The sequence below is a fragment of the Pseudomonas sp. B19125 genome (assembly GCF_044218855.1).
Taxonomy (GTDB): domain Bacteria; phylum Pseudomonadota; class Gammaproteobacteria; order Pseudomonadales; family Pseudomonadaceae; genus Aquipseudomonas; species Aquipseudomonas edaphica.
The window spans coordinates 6,008,562-6,033,935 of the sequence record NZ_CP162589.1 but is presented as its reverse complement, the minus strand read 5'-3'; the positions used below and the strand labels follow the sequence as shown (position 1 = coordinate 6,033,935).

Genomic DNA, 25,374 nt, shown 5'->3' with positions numbered 1-25,374 from the left:
GTCGGACCGCCTCGCTCATCTGGATGTCGTTGTCACGGCGCGCATTATGCCGTGGGTTAACGAGAAAAATTCTGTTTTACACGCAAAAGCCCCACGCATCCGATGCGTGGGGCTTTTGGCTGAACGTTGACCGGGTTTAGAAGTGGAAACTGGTGGTCAACAGCGCCGTACGCCCGGCGGCCTGGTTGGCAAAGTGCGCCGCGTAGGCTTTGTCGTAGTAGGTCTTGTCGGTCAGGTTTTGCACGTTCAATTGCAGGTCGACGTTCTTGGTCAGCTTGTAGCTGGCCATCGCGTCGTAGCGGGTGTAAGCCGGCACGTACACGGTGTTGGCAGGGTCGCCGTACACCTGATCGACGTAGAACGCGCCGCCGCCGATGGTCAGTTTTGGCGTGATATCGTAAGTGGTCCACAGGCTGAAGGTGTTCTTCGGCGTGTTGGGCATTTGGTTGCCTTTGTTGGAGCCGGCCGACACTACGTTTTGACGGTTGCCGATCTTGCCTGGGTCGACCAGTTCGCTTTTCAGGTAGCTGTAGCCGGCAAACACCTGCCATTGATCGGTGAGCTTGCCGCTGGCCGACAGTTCCAGGCCATCGACACGGGATTCGCCGCCGTTTTCGAAGGTGTTGGAGTCCACCAGGATTCGCGTGTTTTTCTTCTCGGTACGGAACACTGCTGCCGTCAACGACAGGCGGTTGTGGAACAGGTCCCACTTGGTGCCCAGCTCGTAGTTGACGGTCTCTTCGGGTTTCAGGTCGCTGGTGTTGATGCCGGTGACGAAACCATTGGTTTCTTGCCCTTCACCCACCAGCCCGCCGACTGGCTGCGCCGAGGTGGCGTAGGAGGTGTAGATGCTGCCGTTTTCCAGCGGCTTCCAGACCAGACCCGCCTGCCAGTTGAAGAACTGGCTGTCGTCCTTGAGCTTGCTGCGCCCGGCTACGGCGTTGGTGTTGGCTTGGGTATCAAAGGTGTCGTAACGCACGCCGACGTTCAGCAGCCATTTCGGGTCCAGCTCGATGGTGTCGAACACATAGGCTGCGCGGCTGGTGGCCTTGGTGTTGGTGCCCATGTAGTTGCGTGCCACGCTGCCGGTCCAGGCGTCATCCGGTGTCGGGTTGCTCAGCGAGGTGCACTGGCCGCCCAGGCTGCCTTTGGCCACGGTGCAGGTCGGGTTGCTGTTCGGGCTGACGGTGTAGCTGCTGACGCGGGTTTCTTCACCGGTGAATTCCAGGCCGGTGGAGTACGAGTGTTTCATGCCCGCCAGTTGGAAGTTGCCGAACAGATCGGTCTGGTTGGTGGTGGTGTCGGTGGTTGACACGCGGGTGTTGGCGCGGCGCCACACGGTGCCGAAACGGCTGACGTTGCGCTGGCTGTCGTCCGGCTGAGTGAGTACGTAATCCTGGCCGGTGCTGCCATGGCGCAGGGTGTTTTTCAGCGTCATGTTGTCGTTCAGGTCGTGCTCGATGGAGAACGTGCTGATGTCGGCGCGGGTCTTGCGGAAATCGCGGTCTTTCAAACCGTAGAAGTTGTTGCTGTCGCCGCCGTCGGTGGGTTTGTCATGCCCGTGGGCAGTGGCGGTCGGCGAGCTGTAGCCATACGGAATGCCCGAGTCCGGCAGGTCGTCGCTTTCCATGTGGTAGTAGCTGAAGTTGACGCGGGTCGGTGTGCCCAGGCCGAAAGTCAGCGACGGTGCCACCCCCCAGCGGTCGTAGTTGATGGTGTCGCGGCCGGCCACATTCTGCTCGTGGCTCATCAGGTTCAAACGGAACGCGGCGTTGTCGAGGAACTGACGGTTCACGTCGAGTACGTAGCGGCGGGTCTGGTCGGAGCCGTAAGTGAAACCGCCGTTGGTGAAGTCACGCGCCTGTGGCGTCTTGCTCACCAGGTTGATGCTGCCGCCGGCCGAGCCACGGCCTCCGAACGAGGAATTGGGGCCTTTGCTGACTTCGATCGACTCGATGTCGAAGATCTCGCGGCTCTGGCCGCCGGTGTCGCGCACGCCATCCAGGTAGGTGTCGCCCTGGGCGTCAAAACCACGGATGAACGGGCGGTCGCCCTGGGGGTTGCCGCCTTCGCCGGCGCCAAAGGTGATGCCCGGTACGGTGCGCAGGGCATCCTGCAGCGACGTGGCGGCAGTGTCTTTCAACACTTGCTGCGGCACCACGGTGACCGAGCGCGGGGTGTCCACCAGCGGCGCGGTGTATTTTTGCGACGAGGCTTTTTCGACCTGGTAGGAGGTGTTGTCCTGTTCCTGGCCGGTGATGCTGGTGGCGCCGAGGGAGATGCTGTTGCGCTCGCCTTTTGGTTCGGTGCTTTCGGCCGCTTGCGCCAGTTGGGCGGCAGAGCTGGCACTGAGTGCAACGCCGATGGCCGAAGCCAGCATGCGTGGTGAACTGGCAGGTGTTTTTAGCGTAGTGCGCGACATAACAAGTCCTTTCCCCAAGGAGGTGAGGCCGCGGAATATAGGGTCAACAAGACTTTCTATCAATTGCGATACATTACTATTCGCACTGAATTTACATTCTTTACACTTTTGCCTTACGGTTTTTACCCACTCATTCGTCCGCCGCGTTTTACAGGGCAGATAAGAATCAATACCATTAGCACCTCTCTGTTTTCAGGTATTGCCCCATGTTGCTGCATATTCCCGGCCTGTTCTCTCGCGAGGAGGTGCTGCGCATTCGCCAAGCCCTGGAAAACACTGAGTGGGCCGACGGTAAAATCACCGCCGGGCACCAATCCGCCAAGGCCAAGCACAACCTGCAATTGCCCGAAGGCCATCCGCTGGCCAAGGAAATCGGCGCGGCAATGCTGGAGCGTTTGTGGAACAACCCGCTGTTTATGTCGGCGGCGCTACCGCACAAAGTCTTCCCGCCGTTGCTCAACTGCTACACGGCCGGTGACAGTTTCGATTTTCATATCGACAATGCCGTGCGCCAGGCGCGCGGCAGCCACGAGCGGGTGCGCACGGATCTGTCGTCCACGCTATTCTTCAGCGACCCGGAGGAATACGACGGCGGCGAACTGGAAATTCAGGACACTTTTGGCCTGCAACGGGTAAAACTGCCGGCGGGCGATATGGTGCTGTACCCCGGCTCCAGCCTGCACAAAGTCAACGCCGTGACCCGTGGCACGCGCTACGCCTCATTTTTTTGGACCCAAAGCCTGGTGCGCGAAGACAGCCAGCGAACGTTGCTGTTCGAAATGGACGGCGCTATCCAGCAACTGACCACGGACGTACCCGACCACCCGGCGCTGATCCAGCTTACCGGCACCTACCACAACCTGCTGCGCCGCTGGGTTGAGGTGTAAGCATGGGCTTTTTATTGCGCCGTGAAGAAGTGCTCAATGTCGAGCAACTGCAAAGCATGCTCGACGACTCCCCGGTGCGCGCTGCGCAGGCGATTTTGATGGCGGCGAAGGAAGGCGTGGTCGACGCTCAAGCGTTGCTCGGGCAAATCCTGCTGGAAGGGCGCGGCATTGCACGCGATGAAGCGCTGGCACTGCGCTGGTTCCAGATCGCGGCCCATGGCGGGCATTGGATGGCGCGCAATATGACCGGGCGTTGCCTGGAGCATGGTTGGGGTTGCGCCGTCGATGAAGCAGCGGCTGCGCGCAATTATCGTCTGGCGGCAGAAGCTGGATTGGATTGGGGGCAGTACAACTACGCCAACTTGCTGGCGACCGGCCGCGGTGTTGCGCAAGACCGGGCGCAAGCGTTTGCGTTTTACCGGCTGGCCGCAGAGCAGGGCCATGCCAAGTCGATGAACCTGCTGGGGCGTTATCTGGAAGACGGCCAGTATTGCCCTCAGGATCTGGATGCGGCCGTAGCATGGTATCGCCGTTCAGCCGAAGGCGGGGATTTTCGCGGGCAGTTCAGCTATGCGGCGGTGCTGGCTGATAGGGGCCTGATCGAGGAGGCGCTGGGTTGGCTGCGCCAAGCACTGGCTGGAGGGAACCTCAAGTTTTTGCGCACCGCGCACAAGGCGCTGTTAAATGCAGCGCAGCCGGAAATCAGGTCTTTGGCTAAAGATTTCGAGCAGCGAGTGGCTCAATTAAACGATAAGCGGCATGGGTTAGCAGTTGCCGCACCGCTCTAAATCACTATGATTGAAGCTGATTCAGATTTAATCATATGTTTCGCAATGCTGCGAAGAGAGGATTTATGGGCGCCGACACTAAAGTACTGACCGCTCACGTCCCCACCGCCTTGGCGCAAAAAGTCGATCAGATGGCGGCACGGATGGATCGTTCGCGGGGTTGGATCGTTAAGCAAGCGCTCGCCGATTGGGTCGATATGGAGGAAGCACGCAGCCGGCTGACACGAGAGGCCATGGCCGATGTCGATGCCGGTCGGGTGATTGATCAGCAAGCGGTTCAAGCCTGGGCGGATAGTTTAAGCACTGATTCGCCGCTGCCGGTACCTCGCTGATGGAGTTGAAGTGGACCAGTAAGGCCTTATCGGATCTGGCTCGACTTTTCGACTTCCTGGCCGTCGTAAATCGCATGGCGGCGGCGCGCACGGTGCAGTCACTTTCCCAAGCACCTTTGAGTTTGTTAAGTAACCCGCGCATCGGTGAACGCGTTGAAGAATTTGAACCGCGGGACGTAAGACGACTGTTGGTTGGTCATTACGAAATGCGCTACGAAATTCAAGAATCAACACTCTATATTTTGCGTTTATGGCACGTGCGCGAAGATCGTTGAAATGTGCAAGCCCGTAAAAAAACCCATGACATGTCATGGGTTTTTTGTGTGCAGCGTTCTTACACGTAGTAAGACTTCAGCGGCGGGAAGCCATTGAATTCAACCGCGCTGTAGCTGGTGGTGTAGGCACCGGTCGACAACCAGTACAAACGATCACCAATCGCCAGGTTCAGCGGCAGGCCGTACTTGTAGTTTTCGTACATGATGTCGGCGCTGTCGCAGGTCGGGCCGGCGATGACCACTTCTTCCATCTCGCCTTTCTTCTCGGTCCAGATCGGGAACTTGATGGCTTCGTCCATGGTTTCGATCAGGCCGGAGAATTTGCCCACATCCGTGTACACCCAGCGCTCGACGGCGGTGCGCGATTTACGTGCAACCAGTACCACTTCGCTGACCAGGATACCGGCGTTGGCGATCAACGAACGGCCCGGTTCCAGGATGATTTCCGGCAGGTCGTCGCCGAAATCTTCCTTGAGGAAGCGGATGATTTCTTCGGCATAGGTTTCCAGGCTGTTGGTACGGGTGATGTAGTTGGCCGGGAAGCCGCCGCCCATGTTGATCAGCTTGAGGTGGATGCCGTCTTCTTCCTTCAGGCGTTCGAAGATCACTTTGACCTTGGCGATGGCGGCATCCCACACGCTGATGTCGCGCTGTTGTGAGCCGACGTGGAAGGAGATGCCGTAAGGCACCAGGCCCAGGTCGCGGGCGAGGATCAGCAGGTCCATGGCCATGTCGGTCTGGCAGCCGAATTTGCGCGACAAAGGCCAGTCAGCCGTGGTCGAGCCTTCGGTGAGGATACGCACATACACTTTCGAACCCGGCGCGGCCTTGGCGATGTTGCGCAGGTCGGCTTCGGAGTCGGTGGAGAACAGGCGCACGCCTTTATCAAAGAAGTAGCGGATGTCTTTGGATTTCTTGATGGTGTTGCCGTAGCTGATACGGTCCGGGCTGACGCCACGGTCCATCACTTTATCCAGCTCGTAGATCGAGGCGATGTCGAAGCTCGAACCCTTGTCTTTCAACAGGTCGATGATCTCGACGGCCGGGTTGGCCTTGACCGCGTAATAGACTTTGGCGAATTCGAAACCGGCGCGCAGGTCATCGTAGGCCTGGCTGATCATCGCGGTGTCGATCACCACGAACGGGGTTTCTTGCTTGTCGGCGAACGCCTTCATTTTGTCAAAAGTGGCGCGCGCGAAATAATCTTCGACGTTGATCGACATGCTGGGAACTCCTAAGGGCAAACTGTAGTAATCAATGGGTGCAACTGAACGTCCTCCGTATCCCCACTTTGGTTCGCCTACTTCCCAAGGCATGTCGCCGAAAGCAAAAAGGCCATGGGATAACCGCGTCCCTTGGCCTTGCTGTCTCGTCGTCAGTACTTGAGCCGGATGGATCGTTTCCAGCATGGACGTTCGGCGCGAACTTTAGGACGTGAGGGGCCATAGATCAACTAAAAATGTCGCGTTTTTGCACGCGTTCGTCGCGGGACCCGGTGCAGCTACTTATGTAACCGACAGGTGTGACGGATTGATGTTCCCCCGGGAGTGTTATTTGAGGGGGATTTGGAGCGCTTTGTGGCGAGGGAGCTTGCTCCCGCTGGGGCGCGAAGCGGCCCCAAAATCAGTCAACCCCGTTTACCTGAAACTATTGAGTCGTCTGTTCTGGGGCTGCTGCGCAGCCCAACGGGAGCAAGCTCCCTCGCCACAGAAGTTAATCAGGCCAGTGCTGTCTCGGCAGGCGACACGATACTGGTCTTGCCCCCACGCGACTTACCGGAACTCAGGTACTCGGCAATCGATTCCTGGGTCACTTCACCGAGGAACACCCGCTCGGCGTCCATCACCGGCAACCACGAACGGTTGAACTCATACATACGCGACAACAGGATGCGCAAATGCTCGTCGTACGCCGCCGTGGCGTTGAACTCGCGCAGGTACTGCCCGCAGGTGCCGGTCTGACGGTGCAGGTCGCGACGTCGTACATACCCCAGTGCCTTGTTCTCGGCGCAGGTGACCACCACATAACGGCGGTCAGTTTCATCCATCAGCTCCAGCGCATCCGCCACCGGAGTTTCCGGGCTCACCGACGGGGCGTTGTCGGCTGCATCTTCGGCTTTCACCAAGAGCAGGCGCTTGAGGGTGCTGTCCTGACCGACAAAGTTACTCACGAACTCGTCAGCCGGGTGCGCCAGCAAGGTGTCCGGATGGTCGATCTGCAGCAGCTTGCCGGCGCGGAAGATCGCAATCTTGTCGCCCAGCTTGATGGCTTCATCGATGTCGTGGCTGACCATGATCACGGTCTTGTTCAGCGCCCGTTGCATCTCGAAAAACTCGTTCTGGATCATTTCGCGGTTGATTGGGTCGACCGCGCCGAACGGCTCGTCCATTAGCAGCAACGGCGCATCCGCCGCCAGCGCACGGATTACGCCGATGCGCTGCTGCTGGCCGCCCGACAATTCGCGTGGGTAGCGATGCAGGTACTGCTTGGGTTCGAGCTTGATCATGCTCATCAACTCGCGGGCGCGGTCGTGGCATTTCTGCTTGTCCCAACCGAGGAGCTTGGGCACCACCACGATGTTTTCTTCGATGGTCATGTTCGGGAACAGGCCGATCTGCTGGATCACATAGCCGATGTTGCGACGCAGGGTCACTTCGTCGAGGTCGGTGGTGTCTTCGCCGTTGATCAAAATTTTGCCCGAGGTGGGCTTGATCAGGCGGTTGATCATTTTCAGCGTGGTGCTCTTGCCGCAGCCCGACGGGCCGAGGAATACGCAAATTTCGCCTTCGTTGACGGTCAGGCTTACGTCGTTCACGGCGGAGACAGTCTTGCCGTTGCTTTGAAAAGTCTTGGTCAGGTTTTGAAGTTCGATCATTTGAGCAGTCCTTTTGGAGTCAGCGAGCGTTGCAGCCATTGCAGAAGCAGGTCGGCGAAGATGGCCAGGAGACTGACCAGCACGGCGCCAACGATCAGCATCGACATGTCGCTGCGGCTGATGGAAGCCAGAATAAGTACACCCAGGCCACCGGCGCCGATGGTGGCGGCGATGGTCATTACACCAATGTTCATCACCACGGCGGTGCGCACACCGGCGAGGATCACCGGCACGGCAATCGGCAGTTCGACCATGCGCAGGCGCTGGCCGAAGGTCATGCCGATGCCTTTGGCGGCTTCGCGAATGCCCGGCTCCACGCCCGTGAGGGCGAGGTAGGTGTTACGCATGATCGGCAGCAGTGAGTAGAGGAACACCGCGGTAATCGCCGGCATCGGCCCCAGGCCCTGGCCGAACTTGGAGTAGAACGGCAGCAGCAGGCCGAACAGCGCGATGGACGGCACGGTCAGCAGCACCGTGGCGCTGGCTTGCAGCGGGCCGGCCAGGGTCGGGAAGCGGGTCATCAGCACGCCGAGGGGCACGCCGACGACAATCGCCAGGATTACCGCAATGCCGACCAGGGTGATGTGCTGCCAGGTCAGTTGCAGGACAAGTGCCCAATCAAGATGGGAAAAGGCGTTCAGGAATTCCATGTCTTCTCCTCTTATTGGCTGATGGGATGTTGGCGCAGAAAATCTGCGGCCACGGCGGATGGGCTTTCATGGTCGACGTCGACCCGTGCGTTCAACTGGCGCATGGTGGCGTCGTCAAACAGCGCAGCCAGCGGCTTCAGGTCGGCGGCCAATTGCGGGTGGGCGTCGAGATAAACCTGACGCACCACGGGCGCTGCGGTGTAGTCCGGGAAGTAGTGCTTGTCGTCTTCCAGCAGCTTCAATTTGAAGGCGTTCAGGCGACCGTCGGTGGTGTAGACCAACCCGGCAAACACCTGGCCATTACGCAGCGCGGTGTAGACCAGGCCGGCGTCCATCTGCCGAGTGTTTTTACGCGTGAGGTTCATGTCATACAGCTTGACCATGCCGGCCATGCCGTCGGAACGGTTGGCGAACTCGGTGTCCAGGGCTACCAGGCGGTTTTCCTTGGTTTTTTCCGCCAGGGCTTGGGTCAGGTCGCTGATGCTATTGACCTGCGGGAACTCCTTAGCCACGTTCTCCGGCAATGCCAGGGCGTAGGTGTTGCTGAATTTCGACGGCGACAGCCAGACCAGGCCTTTTTTCGCGTCGAGTTCTTTCACCCGAGCGTAAGACTGTTCGCTGTCGAGCTTCTCGTCGATATGGTTGTAAGCCACCAGCGACACGCCGGTGTACTCCCAAATTAAATCAAGCTGCCCGCTTTCCTGGGCACTGCGCGCCAGGTTACTGCCCAGGCCGCCGGTCACACGGGTGTCGTAGCCCTTGGTGCGCAGGTACTGGGAAGTGATTTCGGCGAGCAGGGTCTGTTCGGTGAACACCCGGGCGCCGATGCGAATCACCGGTTTTTCGGCGGCTTGCGCAATGCCTGCAAACAGCAGGACGCAGCTCAATATCAAAGTCAGTTTTTTCATGTGATTTCCTTTGCCAAGCCTTAAGACGCACGCACTCCGCGTTCCAGCCAGAGGCGGCTGGCCATGGTCACCAGACCGTCGAGCAGCAATGCCAGCAGCGCGGTGCACGCGGCGCCGAGCAGCAGTTGCGGCTGATTGTTCAGGGCGATGCCGGGGAAAATCAGGCTGCCCAGGCTGTTGGCGCCAATCAGGAACGCCAGCGGGGCGGTGCCGACGTTGATCGCCAGGGCCACGCGCACACCGCCGATGATGATCGGCACGGCGTTGGGCAGTTCCACGCGAAACAGCACCTGGCGCGGCGTCATGCCGATGCCGGTGGCGGCTTCTTTGAGTGAGCCTTGAACGTTTTTGAGGCCTTCGTAGGTGTTGCGCACAATGGGCAGCAACGAGGCGAGGAACAACGCGAAGATGGCCGGGCCGCTGCCGATGCCGAGGACGCCGAGGGCGATGGCCAGTACGGCCAGGGGAGGGACGGTGTTGCCGATGTTGAAGATCTGCATGAAGCGTTCTGCGCGCCCGACCATGTTCGGTCGGCTGAGCAGGATGCCGGCGGGGATGCCCACAACGAGGGCGGCCAGCATGGAGACTAGAACGAGGATCAGGTGTGCTTGCAGGTAAAACAACAAATCGTCGCGGTACAGTTCGATCGTGTTGATGCCGATCCAGTGGACCAGCAGGGCCAGGAGTGCGACGACAACCGCACCTCCTATCAGCCCTTTGCCATAGCGAATAGCCACAGGCGGACTCCTTTTTTTCTTTTGTCGGCGAACACATTCTCCGGCGGCAATGCCATTGCTGGCTGCCTTCGAATGTGTTCGCGAAAAGCAGCTCGCCGATACCGGCAACGCGGTATGCGATCGAGCCATGAGCGCAGCCTCGTCAGGCTAACTTGCTGATTTTTCAGCCCCTGTTCCGAGTGCGGTAGCAGGGGAGTGGACGTCTCTACCTTTTAAAAGGTTCCATACTTGGCAGCATTTAGCCACCCCCAATCGGGTGAACGGTGGTCCGGCGCCTGGGGTTTGCGCTATACTCGCCGCCCTTTTTTGACTCACCTGCCAGGCGATTTCCCATGACCCACCAGGCCGCCGAAGTCGCGAAACGCCGCACTTTCGCCATTATTTCCCACCCCGATGCCGGTAAAACCACCATCACCGAGAAGCTGTTGCTGATGGGCAAGGCAATCGCTGTGGCCGGCACGGTGAAATCCCGCAAATCCGACCGCCATGCGACATCCGACTGGATGGAAATGGAAAAACAACGGGGTATTTCCATTACCACGTCGGTCATGCAGTTCCCGTATCGCGACCACATGGTCAACCTGCTCGACACCCCCGGCCACGAAGACTTCTCCGAAGACACCTACCGCACCCTGACCGCGGTGGACTCGGCCTTGATGGTTCTCGATGGCGGTAAGGGCGTTGAGCCACGGACCATCGCGCTGATGGACGTGTGCCGCCTGCGTGACACGCCCATCGTCAGCTTCATCAACAAACTCGACCGCGACATTCGCGACCCGATCGAGTTGCTGGATGAAATCGAAGCCGTCCTGAAGATCAAGGCCGCGCCGATCACCTGGCCGATTGGTTGCTACCGCGACTTCAAGGGTGTGTACCACCTGGCCGACGACTACATCATTGTCTACACCGCCGGCCACGGTCACGAACGCACCGAAACCAAGATCATCGAGAAGCTCGACTCGGACGAAGCCCGCGCCCACCTGGGTGACGAGTACGACCGTTTTGTCGACCAGCTGGAACTGGTGCAGGGCGCCTGCCACGAGTTCAACCAGCAGGAATTCCTCGACGGCCAGCTGACGCCGGTGTTCTTCGGTACTGCACTGGGCAACTTCGGTGTCGACCACGTGCTCGACGCCGTGGTGGATTGGGCGCCGAAACCCCTGGCCCGGGTTGCCAACGAGCGCACCGTGGAACCGGTCGAAGAGAAATTCACCGGCTTCGTGTTCAAGATCCAGGCGAACATGGACCCCAAACACCGCGACCGGATCGCCTTCATGCGCATCTGCTCCGGCAAATACGAAAAAGGCATGAAGATGCGCCACGTGCGCACCGGCAAGGACGTGCGCATCGGCGACGCCCTGACATTCTTCTCCTCCGAGCGTGAACAGCTGGAAGAGGCGTTTGCCGGCGACATTATCGGTCTGCACAACCACGGCACCATCCAGATCGGCGACACCTTCACCGAAGGCGAAGCCCTGGGCTTTACCGGCATCCCGCACTTCGCCCCGGAATTGTTCCGCCGCGTACGCCTGCGTGACCCGCTCAAATCCAAGCAACTGCGCCAAGGCCTGCAGCAGCTGGCGGAAGAGGGTGCCACCCAAGTGTTCTTCCCCGAGCGCAGCAACGACATCATCCTCGGCGCCGTCGGTGTACTGCAGTTCGATGTGGTCGCCAGCCGCTTGAAAGAGGAATACAAGGTCGAATGCTCCTACGAGCCAATCACCGTGTACTCCGCGCGCTGGATCGATTGCAGCGATAAGAAGAAGCTGGAAGAGTTCTCCAACAAGGCCGTAGAAAACCTGGCGATCGACGGCGGTGGTCACCTGACCTACCTGGCACCGACGCGGGTCAACCTGGCGCTGATGGAAGAGCGCTGGCCGGATGTGAAATTCCGGGCGACCCGCGAACACCACTAAGGTCTGTGCGGTACACCAAAGGGCGAAGCTGTCATGGCTTCGCCCTTTTTTGTGTGCGCGACGCTGGTCCATTGTGGGAGCTGGCTTGCCTGCGATGGCGGTCTGTCAGTAACCCTATCAGTGGCTGGCCCACCGCTATCGCAGGCAAGCCAGCTCCCACATTTTGATCTTCATCTGTCCGGGCCATTGGCGCGAATCCCGCATCCGGTCTAGCGTTTTCAAATACTTCACCCACTCACCGACGGATCCGGAGGCGACCTTGCGTATAACTCAACGTGCCGTCCAGCTGATGCTGCTGGCAGCCCCAGGCTCAGCCCGCGCCCAAGGAATATCAAGAAAACCCCTACAATGACGGTGAGGACAGGATACGTGAGTCCTGATTGGCATAAACCCGAGAACGGAACTAGCTTCATTCACAGCGCCGGTCGAACGCTGGCGCACGTGTTTCACTGACTGGACGGAAATCGACCATGACTATCTTTCAACGTTTGGTGCTGTTGCTGAAAGTGTTGGTGATGTTATCGCTGGGCGCTTCTTCGGCGTGGGCCAGTACGGCTGTGCAGAGCCAGGCCCCAGGCTATGTGGCGGCGAAGACGGCGCAGGTGGGTGGTTTGCAGTTGGCCAAGAGCGAGTCTGAGGCCGGTGATGAAGACCAGGGCGGCTCAAAGGATGATGATGACCAGCAAGCGCCGCCAGATGACGATGACAACTCTGAAGGTGACAGCGATACCTGAGTCGAGATGAAAAAAAGCCCCGCCTGCCGGACTGATGCGCAATCCGACGGGTGGGGCGGTAGAACTCCTCTAAGTCGATCGTTCCCACGCTCCGCGTGGGAATGCATCCTGTGACGCTCTGCGTCACGCCTTAATCGAGCGACGGGACGCAGAGCGTCCTGGGCGGCGTTCCCACGCAGAGCGTGGGAACGATCCAGCGATCTCGTCACGCCACAAACTGCTCCGCATAGTGGCAAGCCACCTGACGGTTATCCAACGCTCGCAACTGCGGCTCCTCACTGCTGCACCGCGCCGTGGCATACGGGCAACGCTTGTGGAACGCGCAGCCAGGCGGCGGGTTCAGTGGGTTGGGCAGTTCGCCGACGATCTTGATCTTCGGCTTGTTCGGGTCCGGGTGGATGGTCGGGGTGGCCGACAGCAGCGCCTGGGTGTAGGGGTGCAGCGGGCGCGCGTAGATGTCTTCCTTGGGGCCGACTTCCACGGGGCGGCCGAGGTACATCACCATCACGTCGTCGGCGACGTGTTGCACCACCGCCAGGTTGTGGGAGATGAACACGTAGGCGGTGTTGAATTCCTGCTGCAGGTCCATGAACAGGTTGAGTACCTGGGCCTGGATCGACACGTCCAGCGCCGAGGTCGGCTCATCCGCCACCAGCACTTTAGGCTGCAACATCATGGCGCGCGCCAGGGCGATGCGCTGGCGCTGGCCACCGGAGAACATGTGCGGGTAGCGCTGATAATGCTCAGGGCGCAGGCCCACTTGCTTCATCATGGCCTGCACTTTCTCGCGGCGTTCGGCGGCGGACAGGTTGGTATTGATCAGCAGCGGCTCGCCGAGCTGGTCACCGACCTTCTGGCGCGGGTTCAACGAGGCGTACGGGCTCTGGAACACCATCTGCACGTCTTTGCGCAATTGCTTGCGCTGGGCCTTGTCGGCGCCGGCGACTTCCTGGCCGGCGATTTTCAAGGAGCCGGACGACGGCTCTTCAATCAGCGTGAGCGCACGGGCCAGGGTGGATTTACCGCAACCCGACTCGCCTACCACGGCGAGGGTCTTGCCGGCTTCCAGTTCAAACGACACACCATTAAGCGCGCGCACCAGTGCATGGCCCTTGAACAGGCCACGGGACACTTCGTAGTGACGGGTGAGGTCGCGGGCGGTAAGAACGACGGCCATTACGCCACCTCCTGGTTCAAGGGGTAGAAGCAGCGCGCGAGGCTATTGCTTTTCGGGTCAAGGCCGGGGCGCTGGGCACGGCAGGATTCCTGCACATACGGGCAGCGTGGCGACAGCAGGCAACCCTGCGGGCGGTCATAACGACCAGGCACGATACCCGGCAGCGTGGCCAGGCGCGTGGCGCCCAGGCTGTGCTCGGGAATGGCCTTGAGCAGTGCTTCGCTGTACGGGTGCGCCGGAATGTCGAACAGTTGCGGCACCTGGCCGACTTCCACGGCCTGGCCGGCGTACATCACGCACACGCGCTGGGCGGTTTCAGCCACGACCGCGAGGTCGTGAGTGATCAGCACCAGGCCCATGTTCTGCTCTTTTTGCAGGGCCAGCAGCAGTTCCATGATCTGCGCCTGGATGGTCACGTCCAATGCCGTGGTCGGCTCATCGGCGATCAGCAGCTTCGGCTCGCCGGCAATCGCCATGGCGATTGCCACGCGCTGGCTCATACCGCCGGACAGTTGGTGCGGGTAAGCATCCATACGGCTGGCGGCGCCTGGGATTTCTACCTTTTCGAGCAGTTCTATAGCGCGTTTGCGGGCTTGCTTGCCGGACATTTTCAGGTGCAGGCGCAGCACTTCTTCGATCTGGAAACCCACGGTGTAGCTGGGGTTCAGCGCGGTCATCGGGTCCTGGAACACCATCGCCAGGTCTTTGCCGACGATCTGGCGACGCTGGCGGTTGCTCAGCTTGAGCATGTCCTTGCCGTCAAAGTTCAGCGCGTCGGCAGTAACGATACCGGGGTGCTCGATCAGGCCCATCAGCGCCATCATGGTCACGGATTTACCCGAGCCCGACTCGCCAACGATCGCCAGTACTTCGCCTTTGTCGACGGAAATGTCGAGGCCATCGACCACCGGCACGGCGGTCTTGTCGCCGAAGCGCACGTTGAGATTCTTGATTTCTAACAGTGACATGGGAATCTCCTCAGGCGGCGTTCTTGAGTTTCGGGTCCAGCGCATCGCGCAGGCCGTCACCCATCAAGTTGATTGCCAGCACGCTGAGCAAAATGGTCAAACCCGGCAGGCTCACCACCCACCAGGCGCGTTCGATGTAGTCGCGGGCCGAAGCCAGCATGGTGCCCCACTCAGGGGTTGGCGGTTGTACGCCCAGGCCCAGGAAGCCCAGGGCGGCAGCATCGAGGATCGCCGAGGAGAAGCTCAAGGTGGCCTGTACGATCAGCGGCGCCATGCAGTTGGGCAGCACGGTGATGAACATCAGGCGTGGCAGGCCAGCGCCGGCGAGGCGGGCGGCAGTCACGTAGTCGCGGTTCAGTTCGCCCATTACCGCAGCGCGGGTCAGGCGGACATAAGACGGCAGCGACACGATAGCGATGGCGATGACGGTGTTGATCAGGCCAGGGCCGAGGATTGCGACGATGGCAACAGCCAGCAGCAGCGATGGCAGGGCCAGCATGATGTCCATCAAGCGCATGATGGTCGGGCCAAGCACGCGTGGGAAGAAACCGGCGAACAGGCCCAGCAGGATGCCCGGGATCAGCGACATCACCACCGACGACAAGCCGATCAGCAACGACAGGCGCGAACCCTGGATCAGGCGCGAGAGCAGGTCGCGGCCCAGCTCGTCAGTACCCAACAGGAACTGTATTTGCCCACCTTCCAGCCAGGCCGGTGGGGTGAGCAGGAAGTCGCGGTATTGCTCGCTGGGGTTATGTGGCGCAACCCACGGGGCGAAAATCGCGCAGAACACGATCAGCAACATAAACAGCAGGCCGGCAACCGCGCCTTTGTTTTTGGAAAAGGCTTGCCAGAATTCTTTGTACGGGGACGGGTACAGCAGGCTTTGATCGACTGCTACCGCTTGAGTAGGTGTGCTCATGGTCATGATCTCAGCGCTGGTGACGGATGCGTGGGTTGGCGAAGCCGTAGAGGATATCCACCACGAAGTTCACCATGATCACCAGGCAGGCGATCAGCAAGATGCCGTTTTGCACCACCGGGTAGTCCCGCGCGCCAATGGCTTCGATCAGCCATTTGCCGATGCCGGGCCACGAGAAGATGGTTTCGGTCAGGACCGCACCGGCCAGCAGGGTGCCGACTTGCAGGCCGACCACGGTCAGTACCGGGATCAGCGCGTTACGCAGGCCGTGCACGAATACCACGCGCGCCGGCGACAGGCCTTTGGCCTTGGCGGTGCGGATGTAGTCTTCACGCAGTACTTCGAGCATCGACGAACGGGTCATGCGCGCAATCACCGCCAGCGGGATGGTGCCGAGCACGATGGCCGGCAGGATCAGGTGGTGCAGGGCATCCCAGAACGCGTCCGGCTCGTCAGCCAGCAAGGTGTCGATCAGCATGAAGCCAGTGCGCGGCTCGATGTCGTAGAGCAGGTCGATACGCCCGGAAACCGGGGTCCAGCCCAGGCTTACCGAGAAGAACATGATCAGGATCAGGCCCCACCAGAAGATCGGCATCGAATATCCCGCAAGGGAGATGCCCATCACCCCATGGTCGAACAGGGATCCTCGTTTAAGGGCCGCGATCACCCCGGCCAACAGGCCCAGGATACCGGCGAACAACAGGGCGGCCATGGACAGTTCCAGGGTCGCAGGGAAGAGGGCGGTGAATTCGGTCCACACGCTGGTGCGCGTGCGCAGGGATTCGCCGAGGTCGCCGTGGGCGAGCTTGCCTACATAGTCAAAGTATTGCGCATAGAGTGGCTTGTTCAGGCCAAGGCGTTCCATTGCCTGTGCGTGCATCTCGGGGTCGACACGGCGTTCGCCCATCATGACTTCTACGGGGTCGCCGGGAATCATGCGAATCAACGCAAACGTCAGCAACGTGATGCCGAAAAACGTGGGGATCAATAACCCCAATCGGCGGGCAATAAAACTAAACATCTTGTTGTGTACCTCAATCAGCCGGTTAGGCAGGTTCGGCACCGTCAATGTCGACGGTGCCGAGCGTCTTCTCTTATTTACTTCACCTGGGTGGTGGCGAAGTTATTTGTACCCAGAGGGCTTTGGGTAAAGCCTTCTACGTTCTTGCGCATGGCGGTGAACAATTTCGGGTAAGCCATGGGCAGCCATGGTTGATCTTTTTCGAAAACGTCCTGTGCTTGTTCATAGAGCGCAGCGCGCTGGCCGGGTTCAGCGATCGCGCGCGCTTTGTCGATCAAGTCTTGAAACTCTTTGTTACACCAGCGGGCGTAGTTTTCGCCGTTTTTCGCTGCATCGCAACTCAGGTTTGGCGTGAGGAAGTTATCCGGGTCGCCGTTATCACCGACCCAGCCGGCCGAAACCATATCGTGCTCGCCGTTTTTAGCACGCTTGAGCATCTCGCCCCATTCCATCACTTTGATGTTCACTTTCAGGCCGATCTGCGCCAGATCCGCCTGCATGCGCTGGGCGCCGAGCATCGGGTTGGGGTTGGTCGGGCCGCCACCGTTACGGGTGAACAGGGTGAACTCGGTGCCTTCCGGCACGCCGGCTTCCTTGAGCAGGGCGCGGGCCTTGTCGAGGTCACGGGGTGGGTTTTTAAGCTTGTCACTGAAACCCAGCAAGGTTGGCGGGTAAGGGCCGGTGCCCACCACGGCATTGCCTTTGCCGAACAGGGCTTCGGTATAGCCGGCCTTGTCGAATGCGATGTTGATCGCGTGACGCACCCGTGCATCGCTCATGTACTTGTGGGTGGTGTTCAGTGCGGTGTAGCTGGTGGTCATCGCCGCCAGTTCATCGACTTTCAGGTTCGGGTCTTTCTTGATGCTTGGAATGTCATCCGGCTTGGGGAACAACGCGATCTGACATTCGTTGGCCTTGAGCTTCTGCAGGCGCACGTTGTTGTCGACGCTGATCGCCAGGATCAGCGGGTCGACTGCCGGTTTGCCGCGGAAGTAGTCGGGGTTGGCCTTGAACCGCGCCTGGGCGTCTTTCTGGTAACGGATGAAGACGAACGGGCCAGTGCCGATCGGCTTGGCGTTGAGGTCTTCGGTCTTGCCGGATTTGAGCAACTGGTCAGCGTATTCCTTCGAGTGGATTGAAGAGAACGCCATGCCCAGGTCGGCAAGGAAAGGTGCTTCAGGACGGGTCAGGGTAAAGACGACGGTGTGATCGTCGGTCTTCTCTACGCTCTTGAGCAGTTCCTTGAAGCCCATGCTTTCGAAATACGGGTAGCCCACGAGAGACTTGTTGTGCCAAGGGTGATTCGGGTCCAGCTGGCGCTGAAAGCTCCAAAGCACGTCGTCGGCGTTCATGTTGCGCGTGGGTTTGAAGTAGTCGGTGGTGTGGAACTTTACATCGTCACGCAGGTGGAAGGTGTAGGTCAGGCCATCAGCGCTGATCTCGGGCAGGGCCTTGGCCAGTGCCGGTACAACTTCGGTGGTGCCGGGCTTGAAGTCCACCAGGCGGTTGAACATGGTTTCAGCGGCGGCGTCGGCGGTTACTGCGGTGGTGTACAGAACCGGGTCAAAACCTTCCGGGCTGGCTTCGGTGCAGACCACCAGCGGTTTGGCTGAAACGCCGATCGCAACGCTCAACAGCGCAGCGGCAATGGCAGCTTGTAGCGGGAGCATTTTCATTCAGAGCCCTCTGCAATCGATTAAACCAGACAAGCGTAGACGGCGGGCTCGTGATGAGCCCGCCGTCTACCTGGCGCTAATTAAAGAATGTTGAACGGGATGGTGGTGACCAGGCGGAACTCACGGATGTTGCCGTCAGCCTGGTTGGCGCTGGCACGGTGAGTCACGTAGGTACCACGGATGGTGGTGGCCTTGAGTGGGCCGCTCTGCAGGGCGTAGGAAGTACCGATGCCGTATTCCTGGTGTTTCTCGCCATCCTGATTCTGGATGCCGTTGTAAGCGAAGCCTTTCACGCCGCCGTCGCCGGTGTAGTGAGTGCCGTCGATGCCCCAGCCGCGAGCCGAGTAGATGTTGAACTTCAGGCCAGGCACGCCGTATTCGGCCATGTTGAGGCCGTAAGCGACCTGGAACGATTTCTCGTTCGGGCCGTTAAAGTCGGACGTCAGGGAGTTGGCCAGGTAGATGCCGTTGGTTTCGTGCAGGTAGTCGAAGTACTCGTTACCGTTAACTTCCTGGTACGAGAAGGTCAGGCTGTGAGCCTGGTGAGTCAGGCCCAGCGACAGCGAGTAGGTGTCGTTGTCGATCTTGCCCATCAACTTTTTGCCTTCGTCGACGGTCTTGTAGTAGTTCAGGCCGGTGGTCAGGGCCAGGGTCTGAGCATCACCCAGTTCGTGGGTGGCGCCGAAGTAGTACTGGTTCCAGAAGTCTTTGACTTGAGCGCCAAAGAAGCTGGTTTTCAGGCTCTTGAACGGCTGGTAGTTCACGCCGGCGGTGTAGACGTGATCCGCTTCCTGGCCATTGCCGTATTCACTGCGGAATTTCGACAGGCTCTGTTCGGTACGTGGCGACACGCGGTCGAAGTAAGCGCCCTGGAACGACAGGTTGCTGAATTCTTCGCTGTTCAGGGCGAAACCTTCGAAGCTCGATGGCAGCGCACGGTTGCCGATGGTGTCGACGATGCCGCTGCTGAAGTTCTGGCGACCGGCGGTCAAGGTGGTGTTCGACACACGGAACTTCACGTTGGCCAGGCCCAGTTTGCTCCACTGGTCGACTGCATCACCGTTGGAGTCGGCCAGGGTACGGTTGGAACCACCCTTGATGTCGCGCTTGCTGCGGTCCAGAACCAGAGCGTTGTAGGCCGCGACTTCGGTAGCGACGCCCACGGTGCCTTGGGTAAAGCCCGAGCTCAGGTTGAGGATGGTGCCCTGTACCCAGTTGGTACGGTAAGCGTCAGTGCGCGCTTCGCCGTGCTTCTGGTAGGTGAACTTGCCGCCACGGAACTTCTGTTCGTTGGAGAACCAGTTACGGGTGGTACCGCCCAGGCTTGCGCCGTCGACAAAGCCTTTGGCCTCGCTTTGGGCACTGGTGCCGGCCAATGTGGTTGGAACGAAGTCCTGGCTCTGGGTTTCAGCGAAGGCGGTTGCCGTGATGCTGCTGATGGCCAGGGCCAGAAGCGCTTTGCTGCTCAGTTTCATGGGTGGAGCTCCTTTGGTTCTCTTTTTAATGCCGGTCTTTTTAGGTGAACCGGCTATTGGGTGTGTAACTCGTTCAAGCTATTGCAAACGTTTGCCGTAGGATAAATCCCAACAAAAGGCTGCACGTTTGCTACGGAGCCGATTTGGCTCCGCACCATCCGGTTATTTTCTTATGGGTTGAAACTGACGCCCGAGAACACGTTGCGGCCGAAGGGGCTGACTTTGAAACCTTCGACTTTGGCGCTTAACGGCTGGTTGACCGTCGAGTGGGCGACTGGCGTGATTGGCACTTGCTGTTTAAGCAATTGCTGCGCCTGTTTGTACAGAACAGTCCTTTGTTCGCGGTCGGTCACGACCTTGGCTTGCTTGATCAGCTTGTCGTACGCCGGGTCACACCACATGGAGTAGTTGTTCCCGCCGATGGCGTCGCAGCTGTAGAGGGTGCCCAGCCAGTTGTCCGGGTCACCGTTGTCGCCGGTCCAGCCGATCAGGCTGATATCGTGCTCGCCGTTTTTGGTGCGCTTGATGTACTCGCCCCATTCGTAGCTGACGATCTTGACCTTGAGGCCGATCTTGGCCCAATCGCTTTGCAGCATTTCGGCCATCAGCTTGGCGTTGGGGTTGTACGGGCGCTGCACCGGCATGGCCCACAGGGTGATCTCGGTGCCTTCTTTAACGCCGGCGGCCTTGAGCAGTTGCTTGGCTTTTTCCGGGTTGTAGGCGGCGTCCTTGATGCTGTCGTCGTAGGACCACTGGGTCGGCGGCATGGCGTTGACCGCCAGTTGGCCCGCGCCCTGGTACACGGCATTGAGGATGCTTTGCTTGTTCACCGCCATGTCCAGCGCCTGGCGCACTTCGAGCTGGTCGAAAGGTTTGTGGCGCACGTTGTAGGCGATGTAGCCGAGGTTGAAACCTGGCTTGGTCAACAGTTGCAGGTTCGGGTCGGCCTTGAGCGCGTCGACGTCAGCGGGGCGCGGGTGCAGGGTCACCTGGCACTCGCCAGCCTTGAGCTTCTGCACCCGCACCGAGGCGTCGGTGTTGATGGCGAAAATCAGTTGGTCCAGCTTGACGCGGCTCGGGTCCCAGTACTGCTTGTTGCCCACATAACGGATCTGCGAGTCTTTCTGGTAGCGCTGGAATACGAACGGGCCTGTGCCGATCGGCTTCTGGTTGATGTCGCTGGGTTTACCTTGTTTAAGCAACTGTTCGGCGTACTCGGCCGACAGGATCGAGGCAAAGCTCATGGCGATGTTTTGCACAAACGCGGCATCAACCGTGTTCAGGGTCATCACCACGGTGTAAGGGCCGGTCTTCTCGACCTTGGCGATGTTCTTGTTCAGGCTCATCCCGTTGAAGTATGGAAACTCGGTGGGGTAGGCCTTGCGAAACGGGTATTCAGGGTCGAGCATGCGGTTGAAGGTGAACAGCACGTCGTCGGCGTTGAAGTCGCGCGTCGGCTTGAATTCCTTGTTGCTGTGGAACTTCACCCCTTCACGCAGGTGAAAGGTGTAAGTCAGGCCGTCTTCGGAAATATCCCACTTGGTTGCCAGCCCAGGCACCACGTCAGTCGCGCCTTTTTCGAATTCAACCAGGCGGTTGTACAAGGGCTCCGCCGCGTCGTTGTCGGTGGCGGTGGTGTACTGCGCGGTGTCGAACCCGGCCGGGCTGCCTTCAGAGCAGAACACCAGGCTCTTCTTTTCGGCGGCTTGGCCCATCGTGGCCACAGCCAGCAGGCTGGTGCCAAAAATTGCGGATAGAACAGTGGTATGGCGCATGACGATCCCGATCCTTGTTTGTTGTTGTCACCAGCGAACAATCACCCAGGCGTCGGGCCTGGGAGACATCACTGATCCCACATACAGCAAGTGCCTTTCCTAGGTTGGAGCCTCTGCTGTCCTACGACGGTATGGGTCGCGGAGCTTGCAGTAAATGCGCCAAAACGGATTGACCTTGTAGGCAACGGATGCACATGTCGCAGTTCATTGCTGTAGGACGGCAATGTTGCGGATGTGGTCTGTTTCCTACGGTCTGGGCGGATGCAATAACGGCGACGTTATGAAACGTCGCCGCTACTGAGCCTTACTTGCCGCTTACGCTAACGCCGTAGAAGGAGTTCAAGCCAAACGGGCTGATCTTGAAGTCCTGCACGGTGTTGCGCATGGGTTGATACACCGTCGAGTGCGCGATAGGTGTCATCGGGACTGCATCTTTGAGGATATGTTGCGCCTGCTTGTACAGCTCGGTGCGTTTGGCGACATCCGATGTGGCTTTGGCTTCTTTGACGATGCCGTCGAATTTCTTGTCGCACCATTTGGAGAAGTTGTTACCGGACAGCGAGTCGCAGCCGAACAGCACGTTCAGCCAGTTGTCCGGGTCACCATTGTCACCGCTCCAGCCAATGATCATGGCCTGGTTCTCGCCGCCTTTGGAACGCTTGATGTACTCGCCCCACTCGTAGCTGACAATGTTGACCTTCAGGCCGATCTGTTTCCAGTCGTTCTGCAGCATCTCGGCCATCAGCTTGGCGTTCGGGTTGTACGGACGTTGAACCGGCATGGCCCACAGGGTGATTTCGGTGCCTTCCTTGACGCCCGCTTCCTTGAGCAAAGCCTTGGCTTTGGTCACATCATGCGGGGCATCCTTGATGGTGGTGTCGTAGGACCACTGGGTCGGCGGCATGGCGTTGACGGCCAGTTGGCCTGCGCCCTGGTACACGGAGTCGATGATCTGCTGCTTGTTCACCGACATGTCCAGCGCTTCACGTACACGCAGGTCAGACAGTGGGTTGGCGGCGGTCTGGCCCTTGAGCACCGGCATAACGTTGTAAGCGATGTAGCCCAGGTTGAAACCGGCCTGGTGCGGCAGTTTCAGGTCCTTGTCTTCACCCAGCGCCTTGAGGTCGGCTGGACGCGGGAACAGGGTCACCTGGCATTCGTTTTTCTTCAGCTTCTGGATACGCACCGACGGGTCAGTGGTGATGGCGAAGATCAGGTTGTCGATCTTCACGTCTTCAGGCTTCCAGTAATCCTTGTTGCCGGTGTAACGGATGTTGGAGTCTTTCTGGTAGCTCTTGAACACGAACGGGCCAGTGCCGATTGGCTTCTGGTTGATGTCCTGTGCCTTGCCTTCTTTCAACAGTTGGGCGGCGTATTCAGCCGACTGGATCGACGCGAAGCTCATCGCCAGGTTCTGGATGAAAGCGGCGTCCACAGTGCCAAGGGTGAACTTGACGGTGTGGTCATCGACTTTCTCGATGTTCTTGATGTTGGTGTCCATCCCCATGTCCGTGAAGTACGGGAACTCGGTGGGGTAGGCTTTGCGGAACGGGTCGTCCTTATTGATCATGCGGTTGAACGTGAACAGCACGTCATCAGCATTGAAGGTACGGGTCGGCTTGAAGTACGAGGTGGTGTGGAACTTCACGCCATCACGCAGGTGGAAGGTGTACGTCAGGCCATCCGGGGAAACGTCCCAGCTGGTGGCCAGCCCAGGAATCACAGCAGTGCCGCCGCGTTCGAACTGGGTCAGACGGTTGAACATGGTTTCGGCCGAGGCATCGAAGTCTGTTCCGGTGGTGTACTGGCCTGGGTCGAAACCGGCCGGGCTCCCTTCGGAGCAGAACACCAGGTTAGTCGCCGCTTGGGCGAATGGAGCTGCGGCCATAAGGCCAGCACTCACTAAAAGCGGAAGGACTGCGTGTTTAAGCATGTTGGCCTCATGATTTGTTGTCATTTTTGGTGGTGAGGGCGACCTCGTGAGTCGGCCTGCGGATACTTATGCAGGGGCCATACCCATTGCAAGATGCTGAACCGTTGCGAGAGGCAAACTGTGGTACGAACGTACAGGAATGTCGCATTTATGAAAGTTTGTACATAAATGCATATATATAGAGGGTTTTTTCGGTGCATTGTGCGCACCAAAAAGGCCCAGCCGAGGCGTCTGGCGCACTCGGTTGGGGCGATGATGTTACTTATCTAGACTGACACCATAGAACGGCGTAAGCCCAAACGGGCTGATCTTGAAGTTTTGCACTTCCTTACGCAGTGGCTGGAAAACCGTCGAGTTCGCAATAGGTGTTATAGGTACTTGTTCCTTAAGTATTTTTTGCGCCTGTTGATACCACTTGATGCGTTGCTCGCGGTCGTTGCTGACCTTGGCCTGTTGCACCAGCTTGTCGTAGGCCGGGTTACACCATTTGGCGTAGTTACTGCCCTTGACGGCGGCACAACTGTAGAGCACGCCGAGCCAGTTATCCGGGTCGCCGTTGTCGCCGGTCCAGCCATAAATCATGGCGTCATGCTCGCCATTTTTGGCGCGCTTGATGTATTCGCCCCATTCGTAGCTGATTATGTTGGCCTTGATACCGACCTTCGCCCAATCCTGCTGGATCATTTGTGCCGACATGCGTGCGTTGGGGTTTGAAGCGCGCTGTACCGTCATGGCCCACAAATTGATGGTGGTACCTGGTGCAACCCCTGCTTCTTTTAGTAGCGCCCGGGCCTTGGTCGGATCGTACGGCGCATCCTTGATAGTGGGGTCATAAGACCACTGCGCCGGCGGCAGTGCGTTCTGCGCCAATTGTCCGGCGCTCTGGTAAACGGCCTTGATGATCGCGGGCTTGTCGATGGCCATGTCCAGCGCCTGGCGCACTTTGAGCTGGTCCAGCGGCGGATGCGTCACGTTGTAGGCCAGGAAGCCCAAGTTGAAACCGGCCTGTTGCAGCACGCGCAGGTTGGGGGCTTGTTTCATTATTTCAATGTCGGACGGACGCGGGTAACCGCTGACCTGGCATTCACCGGCCTTGAGTTTCTGCAGGCGCGCGGCGGCGTCCGGGGTGATGGCGAATACCAGATTGTCGAGCTTCACATCCTCGGGCTTCCAATACTGCTTATTGGCCACGTAGCGAATCTGCGAATCTTTCTGGTAGCGCTTGAACACAAACGGGCCTGTGCCCACCGGCTTCTGGTTGATCTCTTCGGCTTTGCCTTCTTTGAGCAATTGAGCGGCGTATTCGGCTGATTGCACCGAAGCGAAGCTCATGGCCAGGTTCTGTACGAACGAGGCATCGACATTGTTCAGGTTGAACTGCACGGTGTGGTTGTCGAGTTTCTCGACGTTTTTGATCGTGGTGTTCAAACCCATGTCGGTGAAGTAAGGCGATTCTGACGGGTAAGCCTTGCGGAACGGGCTGTTGGCATCGAGCAAGCGATTGAACGTGAACAGCACATCATCCGCATTGAAGTCACGGGTAGGGGTGAAGTAGTCGGTGGTGTGGAATTTGACGCCATCGCGCAGGTGGAAGGTGTAGGTCAGGCCGTCTTTGGAGACCTCCCAGCTTGTTGCAAGGCCAGGCTCTACCTCGGTGCCACCGCGCTTGAACTGGGTCAGGCGGTTAAAGACGGTTTCGGCTGAGGCATCGAAATCGGTGCCGCTGGTGTACTGGCTGGGGTCGAAGCCGGCGGGGCTGGCTTCGGAGCAGTAGACCAGGGTAGTCGCCGCCTGAGCGGTCGGCATCAAGGCCAGGAGGCCGGCGGCAAGGAGCAACGGTTTTAAGGTGATTCTTTCCATGGAGACCCCTGAAGTGGTGGGCATATAAAAGCTGCCCAAACGG

The 25,374-nt window shown here is 59.1% G+C and carries 21 protein-coding genes; 6 read left to right on the top strand and 15 right to left on the bottom strand.

What is annotated here, in order from left to right; translation table 11 throughout:
* Positions 1-136: 136 nt before the first annotated feature.
* Entirely contained in the window at positions 137-2,422 is a 2,286-nt protein-coding gene (locus tag AB4P96_RS27600) for a TonB-dependent siderophore receptor (RefSeq protein WP_176991551.1), read from the bottom strand.
* A gap of 206 nt (positions 2,423-2,628) precedes the next feature.
* Here AB4P96_RS27600 and AB4P96_RS27595 point away from each other — a divergent pair, with 206 nt between their 5' ends.
* From AB4P96_RS27595 to AB4P96_RS27580, 4 genes are all read left to right on the top strand, one after another.
* Positions 2,629-3,309 carry a Fe2+-dependent dioxygenase gene (locus AB4P96_RS27595; RefSeq protein ID WP_099548350.1) on the top strand — a complete coding sequence of 227 codons (681 nt, stop codon included), beginning with the start codon at positions 2,629-2,631 and terminating at the stop codon, positions 3,307-3,309.
* 2 nt (positions 3,310-3,311) lie between these two features.
* Positions 3,312-4,097 carry a tetratricopeptide repeat protein gene (locus AB4P96_RS27590; RefSeq protein WP_395600314.1) on the top strand — a complete coding sequence of 262 codons (786 nt, stop codon included), beginning with the start codon at positions 3,312-3,314 and terminating at the stop codon, positions 4,095-4,097.
* Positions 4,098-4,162: 65 nt separating this feature from the next.
* Positions 4,163-4,429: a CopG family ribbon-helix-helix protein gene (locus AB4P96_RS27585; protein ID WP_017138296.1), complete on the top strand. Its 267-nt coding sequence runs from the start codon at positions 4,163-4,165 to the stop codon at positions 4,427-4,429.
* Positions 4,429-4,704, top strand: coding sequence for a type II toxin-antitoxin system RelE/ParE family toxin (locus AB4P96_RS27580; RefSeq protein WP_080593787.1), 276 nt, complete (start codon positions 4,429-4,431; stop codon positions 4,702-4,704). Before AB4P96_RS27585 ends, AB4P96_RS27580 begins: the two co-directional genes overlap by 1 nt.
* Positions 4,705-4,763: 59 nt before the next feature.
* On the opposite strand, the gene AB4P96_RS27575 is transcribed toward AB4P96_RS27580, so the two are convergent.
* From AB4P96_RS27575 to AB4P96_RS27555, 5 genes are all read right to left on the bottom strand, one after another.
* A complete protein-coding gene (locus AB4P96_RS27575) occupies positions 4,764-5,927 on the bottom strand; it encodes a type III PLP-dependent enzyme (protein ID WP_017138295.1) in 1,164 nt (387 codons plus the stop codon).
* 494 nt (positions 5,928-6,421) lie between these two features.
* A complete protein-coding gene (locus AB4P96_RS27570; protein WP_017138294.1) occupies positions 6,422-7,579 on the bottom strand; it encodes a betaine/proline/choline family ABC transporter ATP-binding protein in 1,158 nt (385 codons plus the stop codon).
* Complete coding sequence (locus tag AB4P96_RS27565) at positions 7,576-8,229, bottom strand: ABC transporter permease (RefSeq protein ID WP_017138293.1); 654 nt, start codon at positions 8,227-8,229, stop codon at positions 7,576-7,578. Before AB4P96_RS27565 ends, AB4P96_RS27570 begins: the two co-directional genes overlap by 4 nt.
* An 11-nt stretch (positions 8,230-8,240) precedes the next feature.
* Entirely contained in the window at positions 8,241-9,137 is an 897-nt protein-coding gene (locus AB4P96_RS27560; protein WP_017138292.1) for a glycine betaine ABC transporter substrate-binding protein, read from the bottom strand.
* Positions 9,138-9,157: 20 nt separating this feature from the next.
* Positions 9,158-9,874, bottom strand: a complete 717-nt coding sequence (locus AB4P96_RS27555) for an ABC transporter permease (RefSeq protein ID WP_017138291.1) — start codon at positions 9,872-9,874, stop codon at positions 9,158-9,160.
* A gap of 332 nt (positions 9,875-10,206) precedes the next feature.
* On the opposite strand from AB4P96_RS27555, the gene AB4P96_RS27550 reads away from it, so the two are divergent.
* Positions 10,207-11,790, top strand: a complete 1,584-nt coding sequence (locus AB4P96_RS27550) for a peptide chain release factor 3 (RefSeq protein ID WP_017138290.1) — start codon at positions 10,207-10,209, stop codon at positions 11,788-11,790.
* Between the two features lie 470 nt (positions 11,791-12,260).
* Complete coding sequence (locus AB4P96_RS27545) at positions 12,261-12,524, top strand: hypothetical protein (RefSeq protein WP_017138289.1); 264 nt, start codon at positions 12,261-12,263, stop codon at positions 12,522-12,524.
* Positions 12,525-12,729: 205 nt separating this feature from the next.
* Here AB4P96_RS27545 and AB4P96_RS27540 read toward each other — a convergent pair whose 3' ends face one another.
* The 9 genes from AB4P96_RS27540 to AB4P96_RS27500 all read right to left on the bottom strand — a co-directional run bounded on the left by AB4P96_RS27540 (position 12,730) and on the right by AB4P96_RS27500 (position 25,331).
* A complete protein-coding gene (locus tag AB4P96_RS27540; RefSeq protein ID WP_017138288.1) occupies positions 12,730-13,701 on the bottom strand; it encodes a peptide ABC transporter ATP-binding protein in 972 nt (323 codons plus the stop codon).
* Positions 13,701-14,669 (bottom strand): ABC transporter ATP-binding protein, encoded by a 969-nt coding sequence (locus AB4P96_RS27535; RefSeq protein ID WP_017138287.1) that lies wholly within the window; start codon positions 14,667-14,669, stop codon positions 13,701-13,703. The genes AB4P96_RS27540 and AB4P96_RS27535 overlap by 1 nt, the downstream gene beginning before the upstream one ends.
* Positions 14,670-14,679: 10 nt before the next feature.
* On the bottom strand, positions 14,680-15,591 hold the full coding sequence (locus AB4P96_RS27530; RefSeq protein WP_017138286.1) for an ABC transporter permease subunit: 912 nt from the start codon (positions 15,589-15,591) through the stop codon (positions 14,680-14,682).
* Between the two features lie 10 nt (positions 15,592-15,601).
* Positions 15,602-16,612: an ABC transporter permease subunit gene (locus tag AB4P96_RS27525; RefSeq protein WP_026013789.1), complete on the bottom strand. Its 1,011-nt coding sequence runs from the start codon at positions 16,610-16,612 to the stop codon at positions 15,602-15,604.
* Between the two features lie 77 nt (positions 16,613-16,689).
* Complete coding sequence (locus AB4P96_RS27520) at positions 16,690-18,288, bottom strand: ABC transporter substrate-binding protein (RefSeq protein WP_138449133.1); 1,599 nt, start codon at positions 18,286-18,288, stop codon at positions 16,690-16,692.
* 80 nt (positions 18,289-18,368) lie between these two features.
* The gene (locus AB4P96_RS27515) at positions 18,369-19,763 is read right to left on the bottom strand and encodes an OprD family porin (protein WP_017138283.1); all 1,395 of its coding nucleotides are present in this window, start codon (positions 19,761-19,763) and stop codon (positions 18,369-18,371) included.
* A 170-nt stretch (positions 19,764-19,933) separates the two neighbouring features.
* Positions 19,934-21,478, bottom strand: coding sequence for an ABC transporter substrate-binding protein (locus AB4P96_RS27510; RefSeq protein WP_370589437.1), 1,545 nt, complete (start codon positions 21,476-21,478; stop codon positions 19,934-19,936).
* 364 nt (positions 21,479-21,842) lie between these two features.
* Positions 21,843-23,471 (bottom strand): ABC transporter substrate-binding protein, encoded by a 1,629-nt coding sequence (locus tag AB4P96_RS27505; protein WP_017138281.1) that lies wholly within the window; start codon positions 23,469-23,471, stop codon positions 21,843-21,845.
* Between the two features lie 258 nt (positions 23,472-23,729).
* A complete protein-coding gene (locus tag AB4P96_RS27500) occupies positions 23,730-25,331 on the bottom strand; it encodes an ABC transporter substrate-binding protein (protein ID WP_176991554.1) in 1,602 nt (533 codons plus the stop codon).
* Between the last annotated feature and the right edge of the window lie 43 nt (positions 25,332-25,374).

What these genes read in the sequence shown, in the direction of transcription:
- AB4P96_RS27570 (WP_017138294.1), bottom strand. Translation starts at nt 7,579, where the DNA reads ATGATCGAACTTCAAAACCTGACCAAGACTTTTCAAAGCAACGGCAAG.
- AB4P96_RS27600 (WP_176991551.1), bottom strand. Translation starts at nt 2,422, where the DNA reads ATGTCGCGCACTACGCTAAAAACACCTGCCAGTTCACCACGCATGCTG.
- AB4P96_RS27510 (WP_370589437.1), bottom strand. Translation starts at nt 21,478, where the DNA reads ATGGGCCAAGCCGCCGAAAAGAAGAGCCTGGTGTTCTGCTCTGAAGGC.
- AB4P96_RS27590 (WP_395600314.1), top strand. Translation starts at nt 3,312, where the DNA reads ATGGGCTTTTTATTGCGCCGTGAAGAAGTGCTCAATGTCGAGCAACTG.
- AB4P96_RS27540 (WP_017138288.1), bottom strand. Translation starts at nt 13,701, where the DNA reads ATGGCCGTCGTTCTTACCGCCCGCGACCTCACCCGTCACTACGAAGTG.
- AB4P96_RS27520 (WP_138449133.1), bottom strand. Translation starts at nt 18,288, where the DNA reads ATGAAAATGCTCCCGCTACAAGCTGCCATTGCCGCTGCGCTGTTGAGC.
- AB4P96_RS27530 (WP_017138286.1), bottom strand. Translation starts at nt 15,591, where the DNA reads ATGAGCACACCTACTCAAGCGGTAGCAGTCGATCAAAGCCTGCTGTAC.
- AB4P96_RS27525 (WP_026013789.1), bottom strand. Translation starts at nt 16,612, where the DNA reads ATGTTTAGTTTTATTGCCCGCCGATTGGGGTTATTGATCCCCACGTTT.
- AB4P96_RS27545 (WP_017138289.1), top strand. Translation starts at nt 12,261, where the DNA reads ATGACTATCTTTCAACGTTTGGTGCTGTTGCTGAAAGTGTTGGTGATG.
- AB4P96_RS27550 (WP_017138290.1), top strand. Translation starts at nt 10,207, where the DNA reads ATGACCCACCAGGCCGCCGAAGTCGCGAAACGCCGCACTTTCGCCATT.
- AB4P96_RS27585 (WP_017138296.1), top strand. Translation starts at nt 4,163, where the DNA reads ATGGGCGCCGACACTAAAGTACTGACCGCTCACGTCCCCACCGCCTTG.
- AB4P96_RS27575 (WP_017138295.1), bottom strand. Translation starts at nt 5,927, where the DNA reads ATGTCGATCAACGTCGAAGATTATTTCGCGCGCGCCACTTTTGACAAA.
- AB4P96_RS27595 (WP_099548350.1), top strand. Translation starts at nt 2,629, where the DNA reads ATGTTGCTGCATATTCCCGGCCTGTTCTCTCGCGAGGAGGTGCTGCGC.
- AB4P96_RS27505 (WP_017138281.1), bottom strand. Translation starts at nt 23,471, where the DNA reads ATGCTTAAACACGCAGTCCTTCCGCTTTTAGTGAGTGCTGGCCTTATG.
- AB4P96_RS27565 (WP_017138293.1), bottom strand. Translation starts at nt 8,229, where the DNA reads ATGGAATTCCTGAACGCCTTTTCCCATCTTGATTGGGCACTTGTCCTG.
- AB4P96_RS27580 (WP_080593787.1), top strand. Translation starts at nt 4,429, where the DNA reads ATGGAGTTGAAGTGGACCAGTAAGGCCTTATCGGATCTGGCTCGACTT.
- AB4P96_RS27500 (WP_176991554.1), bottom strand. Translation starts at nt 25,331, where the DNA reads ATGGAAAGAATCACCTTAAAACCGTTGCTCCTTGCCGCCGGCCTCCTG.
- AB4P96_RS27560 (WP_017138292.1), bottom strand. Translation starts at nt 9,137, where the DNA reads ATGAAAAAACTGACTTTGATATTGAGCTGCGTCCTGCTGTTTGCAGGC.
- AB4P96_RS27515 (WP_017138283.1), bottom strand. Translation starts at nt 19,763, where the DNA reads ATGAAACTGAGCAGCAAAGCGCTTCTGGCCCTGGCCATCAGCAGCATC.
- AB4P96_RS27535 (WP_017138287.1), bottom strand. Translation starts at nt 14,669, where the DNA reads ATGTCACTGTTAGAAATCAAGAATCTCAACGTGCGCTTCGGCGACAAG.